The following is a 19,956-nucleotide window of genomic DNA, read 5'->3' on the forward strand; positions in this document are numbered from 1 at the left end:
ATAATGATAAAACACATTACTTCAATACATCATAAATTGGTGTTACTCCAGCGATTACTTCACCAGTTGCAACTATTGTCAATCCCTGATAATCATCAATATTACTGATAACGACTGGACTTATCATTGACTTAGCATGCTGTTCCAAATAATCGAGATCTAATTTCAGGATAGGCTGACCTACCTTTACATCACTATTTTCTTCAACTAAACGCTCACAACCCTGCCCTTTTAACGTTACAGTATCAATACCCATGTGAACGATCACTTCAACACCTTCATTCGTCTCGATGCAGAAAGCATGATTGGTAGCAAAAATTTTCACAATCTTACCGGATACAGGCGCTAATACCTCACCACTCGTTGGCTTAATCGCTAAACCATCACCGACAATACGGCTAGCTAGTTGAAGCCGGTATTGTTGTTTCAGCAGGCCATTCCAATGCCACTTATGAAGAAGCACAAAATGGCTTCAAGGCAGGTATTCAATTCTCAACCCATCTTTTCAATGCCATGCCTGCTATTTCAGGTCGAGCCCCGGGATTAGTGGGTGCTATTTACAACACTCCTAATGTATATGCAGGAATTATTGCCGATGGATTACATGTTCACTGGGCTAATATTCGTGACAGTAAACAATTAAAAGGCGATAAATTAGTTCTAGTAACAGATGCCACCGCACCTGCTGGTCTGGATTCTAATGGCAGTGAAATGGATTATTTTACCTTTGCTGGTAAAACCATATATTATCGCGATGGATTATGTGTTGATAAAAATGGTACATTAAGTGGTTCATCCTTAACGATGATAGATGCTGTCAAAAATATCGTTGAACATGTAGGTATTGCATTAGATGAAGCATTACGAATGGCCACACTTTATCCAGCTCGTGCTATTGGTGTCGACAAAAAACTTGGGAGCATAGAAAAAGATAAAGTTGCAAACCTTATCGTATTTGATCACGACTTCATCATCCGCAAAACCATTGTTAATGGCCGTTAAATAGAACTGTAACGAGCATATATACTGATGAGTCACAATTACATCTTGAAGCAAATTGGTAATATTGATTTAGTTAAACAATTAAATAGTGCTGTTGTATATCGAATTATTGATCAAAATGGCCCTATTTCTCGAATTCAGATCTCAGAACAAAGCCAGTTGGCGCCTGCTAGTGTAACCAAAATAACCCGCCAACTACTGGAGCGTGGTTTAATTAAAGAAGTCGCTCAACAAGCCTCTACCGGTGGTCGCCGACCAATTTCAATTATTTCTGAACATCATATTTTTCATAGCATCGGTGTCAGATTAGGCCGTCGTGACTGTACATTAGCACTTTACGCCTTAAACGGCAAAATGCTCGCCGAAGCGCATTCACCCTTACCAGAAACCGGTCAACAAAAAACAGAAAATCATTTAATTGCCGCCATTGAAAATTTCATTCAACAACATCAACGCCCTAATCGCGAGTTGATTGCTATTTCAGTTATTTTACCTGGCTTAGTCAATCCATAAGCAGGAATTGTCCATTATATGCCCCATATAAAAGTACATAACTGGCAATTGCTGCGTAATCTGAAAGAGCATTTCAAAATAACCTGTTTTATCGGTCACGACATTTGTAGTTTTGCACTGGCAGAACATTATTTCGGCGCTACACAAAATTGCGCCGATTCAATTTTTGTACGCATCCATCATGGCGCTGGTGCAGGTGTGGTTATGGGTGGTGAAATTTTATTGAACAACCGTTACAATCTGGGTGAAATCGGCCATATACAAATAGATCCATTAGGAGAACGTTGTCATTGTGGTAACTTTGGTTGTCTGGAAACCGTTGCAGCTAATAGCGCTATTGAAAATAGAATTAGGCAACAACTTGACCAAAATTATCCGAGCCAATTAAAATCAAATAACTGTTCTATTAAAGCAATTTGCCAGGCGGCAAATAAAAACGATCCGTTAGCAATTGAAGTAATTAAACACGTAGGCCATCATCTTGGTAAAGCAATTGCCATTATTATTAACCTATTTAATCCGCAAAAAGTCGTCATTGCAGGAGAAATTACAGCAGCTGAAAAAGTTCTCCTACCCGCCGTGCAAAACTGTATCAAAACCCAAGCGCTAAAAGATTTCCGCAATGATTTACCGATTGTTACTTCACAACTGGTACATAATTCAGCTATTGGCGCTTTCGCCTTAACTAAGCGTGCTATGTTAAATGGCGAACTTTTACAACATTTGCTTGAATAGCAATAGCGTTGTAATACATTTATCTATGCTTTTACTAGCGCGAATATAAAGAATTTATGGTGCCACTCACATTTATCTTTTATTTTAATAGACAACAGCAATTATTAATCGCTGCAAACTAGCTGCATAGATATACAATATTACGCGCTAATTTGTTTACTTTTGCCCACTAACAAGTTGCTCAATGGCCATCAACATTTTATCGCAAGATACCAATAAGATGCTTTTGGTTGTTAATGGAAATTATCACTACCATTGAAATAAAAAGCATCGCTTCACTTCACGAGCAAAAATATCTTAACTTAATTAGCTTTTATATTTAACATATCAAGCTATTATTATTTGGCGACAACGTCGTTATTTTTTGTCGATTATATCGACAAAATGATTACAACCCAAACAAACAGATACTTTTCTGTAGAAATCGTAAAAAAATCAGTTGACGACTCGGGTCGATATACGCATAATTCGCCCCTCAACGCCGATAAAGGTTATGCAAAAAGATGGCTACGTAGCTCAGCTGGTTAGAGCACAGCACTCATAATGCTGGGGTCACAGGTTCGATTCCCGTCGTAGCCACCATATTTGCGGGAGTGGCGAAATTGGTAGACGCACCAGATTTAGGTTCTGGCGCCGCAAGGTGTGCGAGTTCAAGTCTCGCCTCCCGCACCATTCTTTATAAAAATTATTTATATTCTCGTTGGGGTATCGCCAAGCGGTAAGGCACCAGGTTTTGATCCTGGCATTCCCAGGTTCGAATCCTGGTACCCCAGCCATATTATAGATATTAGTTTATCCAGTTGGGGTATCGCCAAGCGGTAAGGCACCAGGTTTTGATCCTGGCATTCCCAGGTTCGAATCCTGGTACCCCAGCCATATTATAGATATTAGTTTATCCAGTTGGGGTATCGCCAAGCGGTAAGGCACCAGGTTTTGATCCTGGCATTCCCAGGTTCGAATCCTGGTACCCCAGCCATATAAATCAATGAGTTACAAAATTCATTACTTCCGAAAAGAATATAAAAAGAATATCCAGTAAGAATATCTTTACTCAAAATGACTAAAAAATCACCTACAAATTAACCATTGACGAAAGAAGAAATCATGCGCTATAGTTTATTTGCATCTGCAAAATCAGGTGTTGGTATTGGTCTACCATAGTTCTAACAGGCGACAGATGACGCGCCAGCGTCTTTTTTGTTGTCATAGCCTAGTCACATATCAATGGTGGCTCAGGTGGAAGCTTCATATGAAGCGCCGGAGTCCTGTTAGACCGGTAAGACCAATTCCATCTGGGCTACCACCAATAGTTTGGTCTCTATTCTGGTAGCTAAATTACTACTAACAGGAGACGCATGTATGTCTGCACTATCAATAAACTCTTTAGAATTTACTTTTGAAAATCACAGTATCCGTACAATAATAATTGAAAATGAACCTTGGTTTGTGGCTGTTGATGTTTGCAATACCTTGCATAAAGAACACTACGGATTCATTAAAGGTTTTAGATAAAGATGAACGATCTAGATTTAATCTAGGCCGTCAAGGTGAAAGTAATATTATTAATGAATCTGGACTATATACAATTATTTTGCGTTGCCGTGATGCAGTCAAACAAGGAACGCTCCCTCATCGTTTTCGCAAATGGGTAACAAATGAAGTCCTTCCACCGATCCGTAAAACAGGCAAATATGAGCACCCTCAATACCAACCCGAAGCTCACGAAAAGTTTAGCAATAAAGATACTCAGAATCTCGCCCGTATCATTGCACTTATGACGCAAAACTTTCGTTTCAAACAAGCATGGAATAATGCTATCTGGTATGCGTTAAGGGAAGTGACAGGTATTCCCTCACCTTATCCTATGGAAGTCCGGCTAGTCCCTTCTATCGCTTCTGAATGTGAGCGTATCTGGCAGGTAACGGAAGAGCTTCAAGATGTGATAGCAGATGCAGAAAAAACAGCCATTAAACGAATTATTCGCAAACGTGAAAATGCCGATAAAGTTATTGCTGAGATAGAAACTTTGTTATTTCAAGCTGCACAGGATAACCAGCTAATGCTAAATGGTGCCCTTTCAAACTGGCATAAAGCTGAACTCATCCATTTCCTCCAACGCTGCTAATATCATGCCCCTTGAATGGGGCTATTCAGGCTTCTCAGGCCAATCTATCTCAGGCGCGGTTGAGGTATCCGTACGATAGACATTTAATCGATACAGTTTCCAATTCCTGAGCTGTGTTATTTCGTCCTCTGTTGCCATCTCCAAATCAACCGCATCTTGTAAGGGGATAATCGCGTCAGTTGCCCACTGCATTAGCCCTCTTTTTTCATTCTCAGCCTCTGCGATTAATTCTTTCTTTGGTCTAGGAGGGATATCAACCCAAATTGGGTCACCCTTTTCATTGGCACCTAACATTTTACCGAGTGGGGGCGGATTAAGCGCAAATTCACGATAAACGCTTTCAGGGACAGGTTTAGCATTATAATCCCAGCTACCGGCATTGATATAATCCATTTTCATTGAGCCTGCATACCAGGCTAACTCACTTGCACTAAAATACATTTGTTCTTCAAATCGATATGATGTCTCCATTTTATACTCCTATCGCCATCCAATAATAACCGTCCATAAACATATCACTGCCACCCGATATACTCCTTACATAATAATTAAATCCCCTTTTCGTTACATCATAAGCAATTCCTATAAACATAACACCAGAGTCTGTTCTATGCGCTTTAGAACTCGTCGTTATACTATAGACAGATGAAGAAAATGCAGTAGGAAAATTAATGGTATAAGAATTACCTTCTTTACCTTCTTTACTTCTATATCCCCATTGAATAATCAGGCCCGTATTCGGATCTTTCAGCCAACCATTTGCCGATTTATTTGTCATCCATTTAGCCGAATTTATTTTTGCATCGACTTCTGTTTTAGTATAGTTATCTTCCTGTATCGTCAGCGTGCCGTTTTTTTGCGGAAATAAAACCGTTGTTTTTGTGCCCGTATCATGCACCTGCGTTCTTTTTGAATTTCTGACGTAAGCAAACTCAGCACCGCTAGAACCGTTAGTGCCACCCAAATTGAAAATCGTGTCACCCGTGGATGATTCAACGTTCAATCTTTCTACCTTGAGGGGTTCTTTTGAGTCTTTCTTGGCAAAACTATCCGTACAGGCTTTTTGGCTCATCACCTCGGTTGTTGAGTTACCTGTCGTTTGTTTAATCGTTCCCTTTAATTTTTCAATATACTTTTCCGCCTGTTCTTTAAATCTATCAGGGTTATACTTTAATATATTTGGAAAATAGAACTGTTGTGCGCCATAAGCATCATAGACAGCCATTGAATGGCCTTCTACCGTGACGAATTTGGCTATCTGGCCATTATAAACTGGGAATCCAGATTGATTAATAATAATGGGTTGAGCAACAGGCACCGTTGAACCATCTTCATTTTCAATATACACTTTGACCTGGTTTTCGGGTACAGTCGGATCGGTATCAATCTTACCGATATAGATTTTACCGTTTGTGCATGCCTGAAACTTTCTTCTCAGGGTGAATAACTGAGCGGGCATACTGACGACAACATTAGGGTTAATGCCTGACATTTTTTCTCCAAAAATATATAATTACACTATAATCATGGTGTGTATTTAATTAAAGTTAGCTTCAACTTAAATAAAAATATCTGTAAATAATAACTATTCATTCAGCAATGATTACATTGGCCTAAACATTTAGGATTAAGTTAAGACATGAATAAATTATCAATTATGATTTCTTTACTTTTGGTTGGCTGTGCAAAAGTCAGTGACTATCAAGCCAGTTGTGAGCAGATATATCCTAAGCTCAGCGAAATGGCTAACTGCCTTGATTACAGCGTTAAGAACGATTCTCGCATGGCTTCTTCTTCCACTCCGAAACTGTATGTCTTAGCAGCAAAAATGTTAGGGCAACTTGTAGATCAGAAAAAAATCAGTGACGCTCAGGCTCGCCTTGAGCTGCAAAATTTATATGTCAACATTCAACGACAGGAAGCAGCTGACCAGCAAGCTCAAGGCACAGCTATTCAACAGGCGTTACTTGGATATCAAGCAATGAGCACTATGCAAGCTATAGAAAACAAAGCAAACCGCCCTGAGATTTATTACCCACCTGCAATTCCACATGGTAACGTATCAACAAACTGCTATCGCATGGGAAATAATGTGCACTGTAACAGTTCATATTGATAGAAGGGTTGTTATCCTTCTTCTTTATCACTGGTACCCGTCAAAATAGCTATTATTCCGGTCATTTTTAATGCGTTAATTTCCGCTGGAGTCAATTCCTCTCTTAAGATTTTTGTAACGTTAGGATTTGCCATTAATCGTTTCTCTGCCGCTTTCAGGGCTGCGTCTGAACCTCCTGCCCGAACAGCCTTTGTTCCCTCCTGTATAGCCTTTTGAACTACATATTTAACACTTCTCTTTTCTATGGCGCTTTCAATTAATCGACTAAATAGGTATTTGCCTGAAGCAATTGCCACGCCGCCTATACCTCCAAGTGCTACAGCACCGCCACCTATGGCAAGATCAAGCCCTCTATTTGCAGATGCTTTAAGAAGCTGACCAGTAACACCGCTTATACCTGATTCAAGCTCTTTTAAGGAGGTCGCTGTTCTACCTGTTTGCTCTACCTTCTTGAGATATGCGCTGGCCTCTCTCGCAAGAATGCCGTATGAAGAAAGTAGATCCGCCTCTTGAGGTAAATACTTCCTAATAGCTGAAATATTTTGCGGCGTTAAAATCTCCCCTATATTCTTAACTCCAGCACCTAAAGATTCACCTCCCCTAGAACCTTTTTCAACCGCCCTACTTAACGCAGATGCAAGCATTACTCCTCTTTCTTTTTCAGGTAATGACATCATCATTTTATGTACGGGTGCAACGCCATTTTCAGATGCATTGCGTAATGCAGCATTTAAGTTTTTTACAAACTGGTCATTGTCCATCAGCTTGCCAAATGCCGCTTTTGTTTCATCTCTCATTGAAAAATATTGCTTAGAGAGATTATTTGCTTTTTCCCATTCGTCGATGAAGCCATATTTACCGGCCATGCCTTTCATATCTTCAGTAAGCGCATTACGAACTAGAATGATCTTACGCGCCCTGTTATCTTTCCCGTTGCGGATTGCTGTGCCTATAGAATCATCTAAATCGCCCCTCCATTCCTTCATTTGTTCAAAGGTGAGTGTTTTTTTAGAATCGGAAAGAAATTTCTTTACCGTTGGATCATCTATTCGAGAAAATGACTCATCAGCCAGCATTTGCCCTCTTGCGTTTAAAGCCTTCTCTTTGGCTGATGGATTCGATGTATTTCGCATGCTTTTCCATGCCGTTTCCTCTTGTTTTTTTAATGCATTGAGTGAGCCGACAACTCTTTCTCTTATTGATGAAGTCTTCTCTGATGATGTACCCGCTTCAGCGCCAAGCCTTTTTAGATCACCTTGCAACTTACTGGTTAATTCATTAAACCCTTTTTCTTGAGCATCACGAACAGGACCAGCAACAGAAGATAAGACACCTTCAACATCTTGCAGTCCTGGATTTCCACTTCTCTGCCCTGGAGTTAATACGTTTATATCTACGCCTGCTAACTTGGCAGCATCATCTACAGAGGGGCTCACTTCTGAAAATGCACTATTTAACGCCTCACGACCCGATGAAGTTTTGGCAGCGTTAACTATTTCATTATTGGTTCTTGGAATACTTGCTTCAGATACAGTTTGCTCTATATTTCCTGATAACTTACCGGCTACCGTATTATAAGCACGACTAAGTAAAGGGGCCGCTGCTCTGGCTAATCCACTACCCGTCACACCTACACCGAGATCAGTTGCTAAACGTTGTCCATCATCGCGCTGGCTATTCTGTGCTAATGCTCCTACTGCATTTTCAGCAACCATATCCGCTAATTTAGTTGCACCACGCTCTAGTCTTCTAGCGTTGGCAACAGAACCTAATGCGGCTGCTGTTTTTTCTGCTCCAACTCCTGGAATAAGATAAGGGCCAATTTCAGCACCTAATTTTGCATACGGATCTTGTGGTTTTAAATTATCGGGTAATTCTAATCGTTGTGTCGGGGTATAAGTTCCATCGCCAATTCCTAACTGATTTCCCGCCCATGAAACGCCTGACATAAAAGCATCGGCAATTTCAGGGATAATATTCGCCACATTCACACCCGTTTGTAGAAGTCCTTTTCCAGCTTCAGCAATGGGATTACTTTCTTTATTTTGATCTGATCGTCTTTGTTGAATTAATCCCGCAATTCGTTGAGCTCCAGTTTTATCACCTGCTGAATCAGCGTTTCTTAATGCAGTAAAAAGTTGCTCTTCTGAATAATCATTGACAGCCATGATTACCTCGGCAAATATTTATTTAATAACTCATCATCTGATATATTTGAACTATCAACATTATCACTCTTAGTTGTTTCTGCTGGCTTAAAATCAGGATAATTCCTTTTAAATGCATCATTAACTCTTTTCTTTGCACCTTGCGCATAATCTATTATTTTATCTAGATTTTTACGCATGGCTTCCGTTGATTGTTTCCCTGAAATATTACCTAGATTAGCCTGTAATTGTTGTACTTCAAAATTACTCACATTACCTAATGCTCCACCTGTTTTTGATGCGTCTCGCATTGCCTGTAAAACAGCAAAACCAGATTGCGACCTTAATGACTCAAGCTGAGCATCCAGATCATCAGCTGCACTACCCGGAAAATTATAAAATCTTCCCGGAATACCTGTTGTTCTCCATAAACTAGGATTATCTCTGATTGATTTAGCTTCTTGGACTAATCTATCCAATTGTTGTGTACTGTTATCTAAGGCTAATTTAGCTTGGGTTTGGGCTTGAGTTTTTTTCTCTTTAGCGTCAATTAGTTTTTGATTATTTGCCGCTATTTTCTGCTCTAACTCTTGTCTTCTAAGATCATCCGTTTCTTTTTGCGCTTGCCTGTCTAAAGTTTTACTTGCCAGTTCCGCTTTTCTGATTTCTCTGTCTAAAGCAGAGTTTTGCGCAGAAATGTTCTGCCCACGCAGTGTTAAAGATTCACCTGCTCGGTTGCTTCGTTCTGTTTCAGCAAGTTTACCTCTGTCAATGTCACGACCTTCCTGTTTATCCCGAACGCCAAAATAGCTATTTGGGTCAGCATGCAGATGAATTAAATCGGTCATTTTGTCAAATTGTTGTGGATCTTGCTTGTAGGATAAAAAAGCCTCCTCGGGTGTCAAACCGAATTGACCTAATAGGGGTGCATTTTTTTGTAATGATGCCATCAGAGACTGATCCCCACTTTTCGCTGCAAGACGTAAATCCATTGCCGCTTGACCAATAGCTTGATTTCTATCCTGATCGATAAATCCCATCCCTTTTTGAATGCGCTCGATTTGTTCAGGATGCGCCGCTGCCAATTGCTTCATGGCATCACGATCATTAGCCGCATAAGCTTGACCAAAAGATTTCATAAAATCGGCTTCTGCCTGCTGTTGTTTGCCCGCCTCTAATCGCTCAGAAATGGCCCCTAAACCCTGCGCTAACATCACACCTGTATTGGGCCTTTCTGCATATTGTGGGACGGCGGGCAATCCTAATCCACCCGCTGTTTGGTTAGATACCTGCATACTGGGTAAACCAGCCAGTTGAAATGTTGCCATAGAAACTCCTGATTAAAATAAACTACCTAATAATCCTAGTCCGCCACCAATTGCAGCACCCCACGGGCCACCAATAGAACCCTCCATAGCCCCAACGCTTGCCCCCGTTAAAGCGCCGGCCATTCCTCCGCCTAATGCGCGTTGAAATCCAGAAGGCTGATTGGCGGCTCCCGCATTAGCTGCCCCAATGTTCTGTAATAATTTCCCCACATTATTCGCATAATTTTGACCCGCAGACGCTTGTCCAGCCGCTGCATTCATTCCAATACCAACCAAATTCCCGTAATTTTGCAGTTGGCTAGATAGGAAGTTTTGACCTAATGCTGGAGCAATTGTTGCTAATTGATTACTCGTTGCTGTTGAACCTAAACCTCCTGTTGCTTCAGCAGCATTTAAACTTTGATATCTGGCTTGACTAGCTTATAGAAATTATTTAATGCTTGCGCTTGACCGTCTAATGTCATCAAATTTTGCAGCTGATTTAAAGCTGGTGCGCCAACTTTCATATAAGGCGCCAAATTTTGCATTACACGATTCCACTGTTCTCTTTGAAGGTCAATTGCTTCGCGTGATGCCCTGGCTTGCTCTTTTGCGCCGTTATCTCCACTGCCTCCACCCATCTTTTAATTCCTCTTTGGTGACCTGATACATCGTCATGTTTATTTGTTTGTCATTTGCGGTTAATGCATTATCAATCACGCCAACTTTTCTCATGTTCATTAATCTACAAATAACTTTTCCCCACGGCGTTTTTTCAGGAACATACGTAATAACGGTGGAAAAATTGAGATTATCCATCAACCATGTTGAAAATCGCCTCGTTGCCGCTAATGCGTATTGACCTCTGAAGCCAGGATCAAACACCGGATGAACTTCAATTAACTTGTTACGAATAAATTCAATCGAAAAAAAACCAACCAGCATTACCCCTTCATAAACACCGACATAAAGTTGATTATTTTTTAATTGATAATCCCCGTTATTTTCCATGGCATAACCGATCTTGGTTTTATCAGAAAAAAATCGATGAAACTGTTCAATATTTTCAATAACTTTAATTTCCATCAGTCAATTAATCCATGTAAGCGCAAAGCATCTTCTAATGCTTTAATTCTTTTTCTTGCTGCTGTTAATCCATCAGCCACCGCCGAAATTTCTGATTGATTATAAGTCGCACCAATCGCGAATGACTGATCAGCATTGAAAGTGCCTTTGAGAGCGGTTCCCGTTGCAGCAGTAAAACCAGTAACACGGGTTCCGACAATTTTAACACCATTGACAGAATAAGAATTCTTGACATTAAGAGGAGATGATAACGATTGCAATGCGGTTTGAGATTTAGAAACATAATCCGCCTGAATCGCTGAAGCCTGTGTACTGATTACATTAATCTGCTGCGCATGTTTCGCCAGGACACTATCTTGCTCATCATTTCTTGCTTTCGACTGGTACGCATCCTCCGCCGCTTCATTGGCTTTACCTGCCACCCTGCCCATATCCGATAAACTGTTTAATACAATCATGCGGTAAGCGGTAGAAAAATTAGCGGGTAAAATTGTTGGGTCAATATGCGTAACCTGAATTTCAACAGGGTTATAAGCCATCATTCCATCCTTATTGACAGATCGGATAAGGTCACCGGTGATTGAGTGATAATGCGGATTTTAAAGCCAATATTTTTTCTCACGCGTCCAATACGCCGCCAGATAACTCGCTGGTCATAACGAAACGGTGAGTTTTGCGCTATCAATTGCTCTCTGCCATAATTGATGCCATCTGTTGTTGCAGATAGAAATAATTTATCAGCAATTTGAGCAACACCCGTTGAAGCTTCCAGTTCAAAATCAAATAATCTTGCATTGTCAGCTTTAATCATTGGTGTATAAAGAAGGTGTTCTGTCGATTGTTCATATTGATTTGATGCATTAAAAACTAAATGACCAATAACGCCTTCTTTCTTGTCACCCACGGTGATTTGATTGTCAAAAAACATAAAATCAATCGCACGATAGGGATCGTCATAACGTCCTGATTTAAGTATCGACCATTGATTATTTGCAGAAGCATCAAAGCAAAGCGTATGTTTTGGAAGGTGAATAATTAATAGTTCATGGTTATCAAATTTAATGGATTCCATCACTGATTTAGACAATTCATCAGCAGAATAATGACTTATTATTTTATCAATGGTAGCGGTTGATATTTTGTTTTTTTCACCTGCGCCGATAATATATACAGAAGGTTGACCGGTTGATTGATGGCTTAGGATGGCGTATTTATCCTGATACCGACATTTACAATCCCGACCTGCAATACCCGACTGAATCATATAAGCTGGCTGAGCCGTATAGATGGGTTGGGAAGTGTCAGAAGAACCTGTCAATGAAAAGTATTCTATCGTAGAAGAACCAAAACAAATAATCATATCTCGCCATGAATCGACGGAAACAATCCCATCGGGCTGAGATTCGGCACGATAGAAGGGGCGATATCTATCCGGTTTAGATTCATCCTCCAGATCAGTTACACCAAATCGTTCACCGCCTTTTTGTAGCCAGATGTAACGTCCCCGATTTCGACAAACATCAATCACTTCACCTAAATCATATTGCGGGTATTTATCCTTTGGCCAGTTTGATAATGCTTTCTCTGTACCGTCATAGCGATAAAATTTTAATTTCCCTTCAAAACAAACGGCCTGACTGTTGCCAGAATGTGACATGGAAACTCTGTCATTACCTAAAATGTCAGCAATTTCTTTCCCATTAAGATAAAGTTTATTGCCACAGACCCGATAGAGAGTGTTGTTTTTTGTATTAAATTGCACGCCACGTGATATGCCGTTCACTGCCTGTTTTTTTTCAATACCAGGAAATGATCTTAAATAACCCGCAGCATTAAGCACCTCTTTAGGTGTTGCCAGCATATTCACGGGTAAAGCATCAATATTATCAGTTGTTTTAAAGTCTTTACCAAGACCTTTAGCAATTGGAATCTGTATCTTTGACATTTTTATTAATCCGATGAAAATATCGATATCCATTCGCTGTAGCGAAACGATTACCGGAACCAATAGGGAAACCATTTGGATAATGCGATCTGGCTTTTCTAGCGCGTTTAATTGAGCAATGACGCATTAATAATTCTTTACCATATCTGGCAGTATTAATTATCTTGTCCAAAGGCTGTATTTGATAATCGGGCGCAATACGAGTAGCCAGGTTATAAATTACCGCATTGATAGCATTCTTATTGATACCATGCTCTTCACTCTGATCTATTGGCGTATCATCTGCAGAAAATTTATATCCTGTATGAATTCCATTTCCATCTTCATACCACTCTGACATCATTGTTTCTAAATCAACAACGCCATCTTCAAGTGATTGTGGTTCGAGGTCTGTTAAAGTTGCATCGGAAACAACACCAATTTTTCGTAATGCAGCAATGACAAGATCACCCTTCGCCGTTGTCTGCATTTTTAACCCTTTTATTGTATTTTCTTGGTTTCTTTTCTGGCTCTGTAAATATTTTTGTGTCATTAGGATTTAAATGCCATCCATCAGAGAGATATTCTTCAACTTCATCAATATTTACAACGGTTGTTTGAAGCATCATTCCCCAAACATTTACATCACCATTAGGTTTGTAAAGCATCTTTTTCATTATTTAACTCCAAAAAGAAAAGAGAGCCTAGGCTCTCTATTTTCTATGCTTTTTGTCCAGGAAGACCAACACCAATCGCCTCAGGTTGAGTAGCATTTACTCCGTACCAGACGGCAATACGGCAAAGACCTGTCAGGGTTGAAATATCACCTTGAGTTGCAAAAATGCCATTAATACCGACATCTGGAATATTAAATGAGGTAGTTTTCATTCCAGCAAACAGATCATGGCTCGCCGGAATAGGTTGGGAAATAATTCGAATAGAATCATCAGCCCAGAAAACATTAGATTTAACTGTGGCAGTATTAAGAATATTAATTGCTGCGCCATCAGCAAGAGAAGTATTTACATTTGCATAAGCTCGTTGCTCAGGTAACAAAGTAGTATCATCTAGCGCTATTGGTTTTGGCGTAATATCAACATGAGTTTCATCGATAACACGTACTACAGAAAAAGTAGCATCTTGAGTTAAAACATTTTTTGCTAATTGCGCTAAAAATTTAACACCTGCAAAAGATATTTTATCACCACGCTTTAATCCTGTTGTGCTTGATAAAGTTACAGTTGCAAAACGATTATCAACATTAACTTTATTATTATCGTTATCCAATTTCCATGATATTGGTTTAAAAGACTGCGCGCCTTTTACTGTAATTCCTGTAGCTTCTGATGCTTCTATAGATGGTAACTTAGGTGACCGCATAACATCATCGAAACCAGCAACTTGACGCTGAATATTACCTTTTCTATATGCGTCTTCTGCAATTCTGCCATACAAATCTCTTCCTACCAAATTGTAGCCGGCACGACGATAATCATCTGAGTTAAAAAACCATGATAAACCAGAAGATCTATTTAGTTCTCTTGCAAAAATAAGGGATTCACCTTGTGACATAAAATCCCATCCTTTTGCTGGATCTACATTTATTTGATCTTTATCAGAAACAACCAATGATCCCATCTCTACGGCCATATTAGCTATTTTAACTTCTAAGTTATTTGCTAATTTTATAGCTGATGCATTAATTCTTCGCCGATAAGAAGTTTCATCACGTACATCATCTGCACGCAAACCAAAAAAGTCATTATCAGGTTCACCTAAGTTAACTGCTACATTTAATTCCGTGATACCTGTTTCTTTTTCAGTTAAATCCCATCCCTCCTGCGTTGGAGCCTCTTGTTCTACTGGCATCCATATCGTATTTCCTGAACGCTGCATAGAAGCAGCAGGAGGTGTATATTTACTTGTTTTACTTGCCATAGGTGTCATGTTAGTTATTGTTTCAATAACTTCATCAATGGCTAATGTAACAATCTGACCTTCATTTAAAGCCATTATTTATTCCTCGTAATTTAGCCTTAATTTGTCTGTAAGTATCAACGTCGCCTTTGCTTGCAGCTGCATCCATCTGTTTTTGCAAACTAGATATATTAGCTGCCGTGACATCACCACTTAGCGGTTCATCTGCTAAAGGTGCATTTGATATTTGCTTACCGCGCGGCTTGAGAGTTAAACGATCAGCTAATCGAGTTAATTCGATAGTGATCTGGACTGGATTTTTGCTAAATATTTCACGTGCTTTATCTGGATTAGATCCGAGGTAATAAATGATGGCGGCTGACTTTTCAGGAAAGTTTTGGGCAATAGCAGCATCAACACCCTGTGGTAATATCTGCAATGCTGCATCTTCTTTTTCCTGAAAATCGGCTAAATTAAGCTTATCAGCCGCATCATAATGAGCACGCATAGCTTTAGCGATTTCTTGACTTTGCTGTGCGTATTCCTGCGTTCTTCTACCCTGATCTGCTACAGCTTTACTCCTGGCATCTAATGATTTCATTTGCCAATCTTGTAATGCAGCTTGATAAGCAGCCTGCGCTTTATAAGTATCATAATCATACTTTTCTAAAGCCTTATCTGATAAATAATCATCAATTTTAGGCTGATCTGGAAGTTCAGGATTAACACGTAATTGCTCAGGAAGTTCACCATTTTCTATTGCCTTCATTTGCTGTTCTATTTCGTGTTGTCTTTTTCTTGCAACACGCCTGGCAGCATATTTAGCATTTTCATTTGGCTTACTTTCCGGTTTTTTCTCATCGTCATTCAGAACAATATCGAAACCATCACTTTGTTCATGACTTCCATCTGTTTTATCAATAACCATTTCATTTATTGATGATGTAGTCTGACTAACAGACAGGGAATCTTCTTCAACTTGTCGCTGAATTTCGGTGGTATCACTCATGATTTAACTCTCTTACATGGTTTGAGGAATCTCGGCTGATTTGCCGGTAGGGAGATTACTTTGTTGCTGTTGTGCAACCTTACTCAACAGCTCTATCGCTTCCATCACTGCTTTTTCATCGATATTTTTTGCTTGGGCAAGTTTATAAACGACGTTAGCTTGTGATTCGGCTGCTTGCTGTTGGGCAGTAAATGCTTTTATTTGCGTTTCAGCCATCCTGTTTTGAGCATTAGCTATCTCTGCCTGAGCTTTCATTTGCTCAGCAATAGCGGCTTCCATCAACGGGTCTTGCTGATTTTGTGATGCTTGTTGTGCCTCTGCTAACCATTGCATTTCTTCATCAGTTTCAGGCTTCTTCAATCCACTAGTGATCAGTTCTTTGTTAGCATAATCGCGGATATATTCAACACCCTTCCCCTCCATCATGTTGGCGTATGTCAGCATCATGACATTCCAGATCGGATGTTCAGGCGGGACTTTTGTAATCAGTTCGCCAATTTCAGCTCTTGCGGCATCTTTTTGCGATTGAAATGATGGCCCAACATCCGTGTAAGTTTCATATCTTCCGCGAATGTCGTTTAAAGTAACAACTTTTCCTTGATTAAAATCAACAGATTGAGTCATTAATTCGATACTATTTTCACTTCCATCTTCTGATGTTGTGATAACTTTTCGCTGTGTATCATAAATTTCGTTAGCTATTGATGCATAAATCTCACCATCTCTACGCATAGCGATAGCTAAATTATCCTGAAATACATAGGTTTCTAAATCAATACGACTGTTAAGTTGATTAACTGTATCAAATGCTACTTGACCATTGGCTGCTTCAACATCAACACCCACTCTGGCGGTTTCTTTTGCTGCTGTTGTTGCGGCTTCTAACATACCCGCATCAGCTTGTGATATCTCAGCATTTTCCATGTAACCGATTGGGCCAGGAGGTAGATCACCTTTATTTTCATCAGTTCGGTTAAGTAAGTAATAGGGATAATCATCATCGCCGCTATACATATGTTCATATCCGGCGATTTGTTCAGCATAAAAGAAGGGTTTTTTCTTAGGAGACTTGGCAACCGTATCGGCACCTTTAGATAATATAAAATTACGCAATCGTTGAGCATCTTTTGATAATCTAACAACGCCTTCATATAATTCGGTGTCATCAAAAAATGACCATTCGCCGAAAACAGGCACTATCGGAATATGTTCGCCAGCAATTTGAATTCTATCTTTCAATATCGCCGTATTGGTTATAATTGACTTGTATACTCTACAGCGTTTTACTGTTCGCTCGCCGACTTTGTTAGCACCTTCCTGTGCTAGGCGATCCATATTTTCTTTTACTTCACTGGCATAGTAACTTTGTAAATCACCAGCCATAGGGTTGTAATAAACAAAAACCTTCTCTTTTTTTTCTTCTATTTCATAGTACTCTGCGATGTAAATTGTTTTCCCACTTGACCATGTAAATAATAAATCATTGTTTGGAGATTGAAATGAAGGCATTATTTTTGTATCAATACCATATTTTTCAGCAAATTCTTCCCAACCCTCTGTATTTAAAGCGTGAATAATTGTGCAATTTTTAGCATCAGACTTATCTATTTCTTTTGAATTGCAATCCCAGATAACATGCGTACATGATTCATGAAGAGGAACTCTTCGAATAACCTGATTATTGCTTGTTGGATTTTCATCTTCGTAATCAGTGACAATACGCCATGCGCCATAACCACATTCTATTTGCTCTCTTACAGCGACATTAACGGCTATTTTAGAACAGTTATTACGCATGTCTGTGCGATACATGCCCATTAAAATATCAGCAGCATCTGCTGGGGCAGTATCTTTTGGACGATACTTTACTTCGATAGGATTCTTACGCATTTCAGCAACGAGTTTACGCACCATAGGACGCACTACATCAAACTGCCCCCGATACTGCAACGTAACATAGCTTTCTAACCAATCGTCCCATTGAGACACGCGGCTAAAAAATAAATCGTTCCGTGCTTCTCTCCTTGTGTTTTCTGATGCGCTATAATCAAGGTCGAATTTTCGCAGTATTTTTTCTAGCCGCTCATTTTTATCGACCATTATTTCTCCTTACCGGCCTGATAGGGGCAGGTATTTTTATCTGTTTTGGTTTTTTTATTTCACGTAACATTTTGGCAAAACGACGCATCATGTAGGCATAACGGATTGCATCGAGAATATCGTCATTTGTTTTAACTATTTTGCCGTTCTCATCACGATGATAAAGACGAAATTCTTCGAAAAATTGTTCACAGGTATTGAACACTCTGAATCGATTATCAAGCATTAAATCACGTAGCTCTGTTATTCCAGATTCAACAGAATTACCCCCTTCAGCAAATGTGGCATGATCTTTTAGCATCAAGAAACCCGCATCCGCATACTGCAACTTTAATTGCTCACCACCACCTTTCTCATGCTGATAACCATCATGTGGCCAAGCTACCGGAATTTTATTAGCCCAAGATTTAACCGCTCCCCACGCTTGAACCGCTGTATTCTGTGACTTTTTCCATGCTCTAGCCAGATAGAAAACATCTTCGTCTTTATCCCACCACAACTGGATGTGTGCCTGCGGGTGATTCCAGCCAAAATCTTGACCATCGATAACGTAGAAGTGCTCTGGACACTCAAATGGCTGACATTTAATTGATTCTTCGGGGATTTGAAATATTCTACCGCTTCCCATCGTCGGAATACCTTTTGCACGAGCATCACGCTCATGTTCAGGATAAGAAGCGATAATCTTTTCTTTTTCTTCTTTGTTGTAATGATCTGCATCGAAAATAGTCATATTAACTACCTTTTGATGCTTTGATGGATTCTTAAGAAACTTGGTGACTACGTCAGACATCCCCATCAATGGAGTAAAGGTAAGAATAGAAAATTGTCCATATTTATTTGTTCTGGTTAAACCTTCAGAATAGATTGCATAAGGTGGTTCTTCATCAAACCAAACACCGTGAACAGTGTCACCTTGCCATCTTGCACGACCTTGAGAATAAGGCTTGAAATAGCAAATTGACATTCCATCTTCAACACCATCTTTATTTCTATGTCTAATTAGAAGATGATCTACAAGGTTCGGATAAAAAGGGGATTTTTTCCAGCTAATGATGTCTTCTTTTGGAATGAGGCCATAACCAGGTTCATTATTTTCTTCTATACGTCCACATAGAATGCGCTGAGTTGTTTTTGTAACAGTTTCGTTTGTTTCTCCACCGATCCAAAAAACAACAGGCTCATTGAATATTTTACCTTTCCAATTTCCCTTCCACGCACCATCATTAGGGTAACCTTTTGTACCAGGGTAGCGTCCGGTGAAATGAAATGCCACTTCGGCACTACCGGTTAGAGATTTACCTAGCTGGTTTCCTGCAATGAAGCATCTTTCAGTAAATTCATCACCCGCTTCGATGAATTCACGCTGCTTTTCATATGGATTATATTCAAATAATTTATGCGTTTTTTTGTATTCTTCCTCTTCTTCAAGTAATTCAATTTGCTCTTCATCACTCAATTTATCAAGAATCAGATCAAGATCTTCCACGGTTAAATAACTCTTTTATTCTAGAACGACGTTTATCTCTATCACCCTTGTATTTAGTGATATCTTCTACTTGTGATTGTTCTTTCAAACCAAGATCACGAGCAATAATGTTTGCATTCAGCAGATCAGCGGCTGCGCCAGAGAATTTCTGATCGTAGATAATTTTTTCTGCTTGTGTCGTGATTGCCGAAAAACCATCTTTAGCTCTATAAGCTTGCCAAGTACTATCAGCTATATCTAAAAACAAACAAAGTCCTGAAATTGTCATTGCTCGCATTTTTGATATGTTTGTATGCGTTATTTCTCCCTGATATGAAAATACTTTTTCTTCTTTTAGCGGGTTATTTTCTATCCATTCGAAATATTCACAACATGCTTGCCATAGCTGATCTGGATTTTCAAATACAGGTTTACGCCCGTGACTACTTCTGGCTTCCCAGAATCGATTTCCCTTTGGGGCCGCCATATTTACTCCTTAAACTACTT

General features: G+C 39.6%; 16 protein-coding genes, 5 tRNA genes and 5 pseudogenes. 9 read left to right on the forward strand and 17 right to left on the reverse strand.

Translation table 11 applies throughout. The features are described 5' to 3' along the window. Positions 1-16 precede the first annotated feature (16 nt). Positions 17-403 (reverse strand): annotated as a pseudogene (locus AACL31_RS13445) (glucose PTS transporter subunit IIA); the annotation flags it as partial. Between AACL31_RS13445 and nagA the strand changes: the two are divergent. From nagA to AACL31_RS13485, 8 genes and pseudogenes are all read left to right on the forward strand, one after another. Next, positions 403-1,002 (forward strand): annotated as a pseudogene (nagA, locus tag AACL31_RS13450) (N-acetylglucosamine-6-phosphate deacetylase); the annotation flags it as partial. The pseudogenes AACL31_RS13445 and nagA overlap by 1 nt on opposite strands. A 27-nt stretch (positions 1,003-1,029) precedes the next feature. Continuing rightward, positions 1,030-2,250 (forward strand): annotated as a pseudogene (nagC, locus tag AACL31_RS13455) (DNA-binding transcriptional regulator NagC). A gap of 505 nt (positions 2,251-2,755) precedes the next feature. Beyond that, a tRNA-Met gene (locus tag AACL31_RS13460) sits at positions 2,756-2,832 on the forward strand. A 5-nt stretch (positions 2,833-2,837) separates the two neighbouring features. Beyond that, positions 2,838-2,922, forward strand: a tRNA-Leu gene (locus AACL31_RS13465). Positions 2,923-2,951: 29 nt separating this feature from the next. Further along, positions 2,952-3,026 (forward strand) — tRNA-Gln (locus tag AACL31_RS13470). Positions 3,027-3,051: 25 nt separating this feature from the next. Continuing rightward, positions 3,052-3,126, forward strand: a tRNA-Gln gene (locus tag AACL31_RS13475). 25 nt (positions 3,127-3,151) lie between these two features. Continuing rightward, positions 3,152-3,226, forward strand: a tRNA-Gln gene (locus AACL31_RS13480). Positions 3,227-3,706: 480 nt separating this feature from the next. Next, positions 3,707-4,375, forward strand: coding sequence for a BRO-N domain-containing protein (locus AACL31_RS13485; RefSeq protein ID WP_339053252.1), 669 nt, complete (start codon positions 3,707-3,709; stop codon positions 4,373-4,375). Between the two features lie 21 nt (positions 4,376-4,396). Here AACL31_RS13485 and AACL31_RS13490 read toward each other — a convergent pair whose 3' ends face one another. The 3 genes and pseudogenes from AACL31_RS13490 to AACL31_RS13495 all read right to left on the reverse strand — a co-directional run. After that, positions 4,397-4,846 carry a tail fiber assembly protein gene (locus AACL31_RS13490; protein WP_339053253.1) on the reverse strand — a complete coding sequence of 150 codons (450 nt, stop codon included), beginning with the start codon at positions 4,844-4,846 and terminating at the stop codon, positions 4,397-4,399. A 1-nt stretch (position 4,847) separates the two neighbouring features. Further along, positions 4,848-5,447, reverse strand: coding sequence for a gp53-like domain-containing protein (locus AACL31_RS21090; RefSeq protein WP_422389287.1), 600 nt, complete (start codon positions 5,445-5,447; stop codon positions 4,848-4,850). Between the two features lie 74 nt (positions 5,448-5,521). After that, positions 5,522-5,867, reverse strand: a pseudogene (locus AACL31_RS13495) (phage head-binding domain-containing protein); the annotation flags it as partial. 147 nt (positions 5,868-6,014) lie between these two features. Between AACL31_RS13495 and AACL31_RS13500 the strand changes: the two are divergent. Beyond that, positions 6,015-6,491 carry a hypothetical protein gene (locus tag AACL31_RS13500; RefSeq protein ID WP_310513154.1) on the forward strand — a complete coding sequence of 159 codons (477 nt, stop codon included), beginning with the start codon at positions 6,015-6,017 and terminating at the stop codon, positions 6,489-6,491. An 11-nt stretch (positions 6,492-6,502) separates the two neighbouring features. On the opposite strand, the gene AACL31_RS13505 is transcribed toward AACL31_RS13500, so the two are convergent. The 13 genes and pseudogenes from AACL31_RS13505 to AACL31_RS13565 all read right to left on the reverse strand — a co-directional run bounded on the left by AACL31_RS13505 (position 6,503) and on the right by AACL31_RS13565 (position 19,936). Further along, positions 6,503-8,659 (reverse strand): hypothetical protein, encoded by a 2,157-nt coding sequence (locus AACL31_RS13505; protein WP_339053254.1) that lies wholly within the window; start codon positions 8,657-8,659, stop codon positions 6,503-6,505. A 2-nt stretch (positions 8,660-8,661) separates the two neighbouring features. Continuing rightward, positions 8,662-9,966 carry a phage DNA ejection protein gene (locus AACL31_RS13510; protein ID WP_310512985.1) on the reverse strand — a complete coding sequence of 435 codons (1,305 nt, stop codon included), beginning with the start codon at positions 9,964-9,966 and terminating at the stop codon, positions 8,662-8,664. Positions 9,967-9,978: 12 nt separating this feature from the next. Beyond that, a pseudogene (locus tag AACL31_RS13515) lies at positions 9,979-10,586 on the reverse strand (DNA transfer protein). Beyond that, positions 10,564-11,031: a DUF2824 family protein gene (locus tag AACL31_RS13520; protein ID WP_310512986.1), complete on the reverse strand. Its 468-nt coding sequence runs from the start codon at positions 11,029-11,031 to the stop codon at positions 10,564-10,566. Before AACL31_RS13520 ends, AACL31_RS13515 begins: the two are co-directional and overlap by 23 nt. Next, complete coding sequence (locus tag AACL31_RS13525; RefSeq protein ID WP_339053255.1) at positions 11,031-11,570, reverse strand: DNA stabilization protein; 540 nt, start codon at positions 11,568-11,570, stop codon at positions 11,031-11,033. Before AACL31_RS13525 ends, AACL31_RS13520 begins: the two co-directional genes overlap by 1 nt. After that, a complete protein-coding gene (locus AACL31_RS13530; protein WP_339053256.1) occupies positions 11,570-12,976 on the reverse strand; it encodes a packaged DNA stabilization protein in 1,407 nt (468 codons plus the stop codon). Before AACL31_RS13530 ends, AACL31_RS13525 begins: the two co-directional genes overlap by 1 nt. Then, positions 12,948-13,445, reverse strand: a complete 498-nt coding sequence (locus tag AACL31_RS13535) for a packaged DNA stabilization gp4 family protein (protein WP_310512937.1) — start codon at positions 13,443-13,445, stop codon at positions 12,948-12,950. The genes AACL31_RS13530 and AACL31_RS13535 overlap by 29 nt, the downstream gene beginning before the upstream one ends. Continuing rightward, a complete protein-coding gene (locus tag AACL31_RS13540) occupies positions 13,423-13,632 on the reverse strand; it encodes a hypothetical protein (RefSeq protein WP_310512938.1) in 210 nt (69 codons plus the stop codon). The genes AACL31_RS13535 and AACL31_RS13540 overlap by 23 nt, the downstream gene beginning before the upstream one ends. A 43-nt stretch (positions 13,633-13,675) precedes the next feature. Then, complete coding sequence (locus AACL31_RS13545) at positions 13,676-14,968, reverse strand: P22 phage major capsid protein family protein (protein ID WP_310513518.1); 1,293 nt, start codon at positions 14,966-14,968, stop codon at positions 13,676-13,678. Further along, positions 14,955-15,881 carry a scaffolding protein gene (locus AACL31_RS13550; protein WP_339053257.1) on the reverse strand — a complete coding sequence of 309 codons (927 nt, stop codon included), beginning with the start codon at positions 15,879-15,881 and terminating at the stop codon, positions 14,955-14,957. The genes AACL31_RS13545 and AACL31_RS13550 overlap by 14 nt, the downstream gene beginning before the upstream one ends. A gap of 12 nt (positions 15,882-15,893) precedes the next feature. Further along, positions 15,894-17,981 carry a portal protein gene (locus tag AACL31_RS13555; protein WP_339053258.1) on the reverse strand — a complete coding sequence of 696 codons (2,088 nt, stop codon included), beginning with the start codon at positions 17,979-17,981 and terminating at the stop codon, positions 15,894-15,896. Next, a complete protein-coding gene (locus tag AACL31_RS13560) occupies positions 17,971-19,470 on the reverse strand; it encodes a terminase large subunit domain-containing protein (protein ID WP_339053259.1) in 1,500 nt (499 codons plus the stop codon). Before AACL31_RS13560 ends, AACL31_RS13555 begins: the two co-directional genes overlap by 11 nt. After that, on the reverse strand, positions 19,457-19,936 hold the full coding sequence (locus AACL31_RS13565; RefSeq protein WP_310512943.1) for a terminase small subunit: 480 nt from the start codon (positions 19,934-19,936) through the stop codon (positions 19,457-19,459). The genes AACL31_RS13560 and AACL31_RS13565 overlap by 14 nt, the downstream gene beginning before the upstream one ends. Between the last annotated feature and the right edge of the window lie 20 nt (positions 19,937-19,956).

Source organism: Arsenophonus endosymbiont of Crataerina pallida (assembly GCF_964020125.1).
In the GTDB taxonomy this organism is placed as follows: Bacteria; Pseudomonadota; Gammaproteobacteria; order Enterobacterales; family Enterobacteriaceae; genus Arsenophonus; species Arsenophonus nilaparvatae.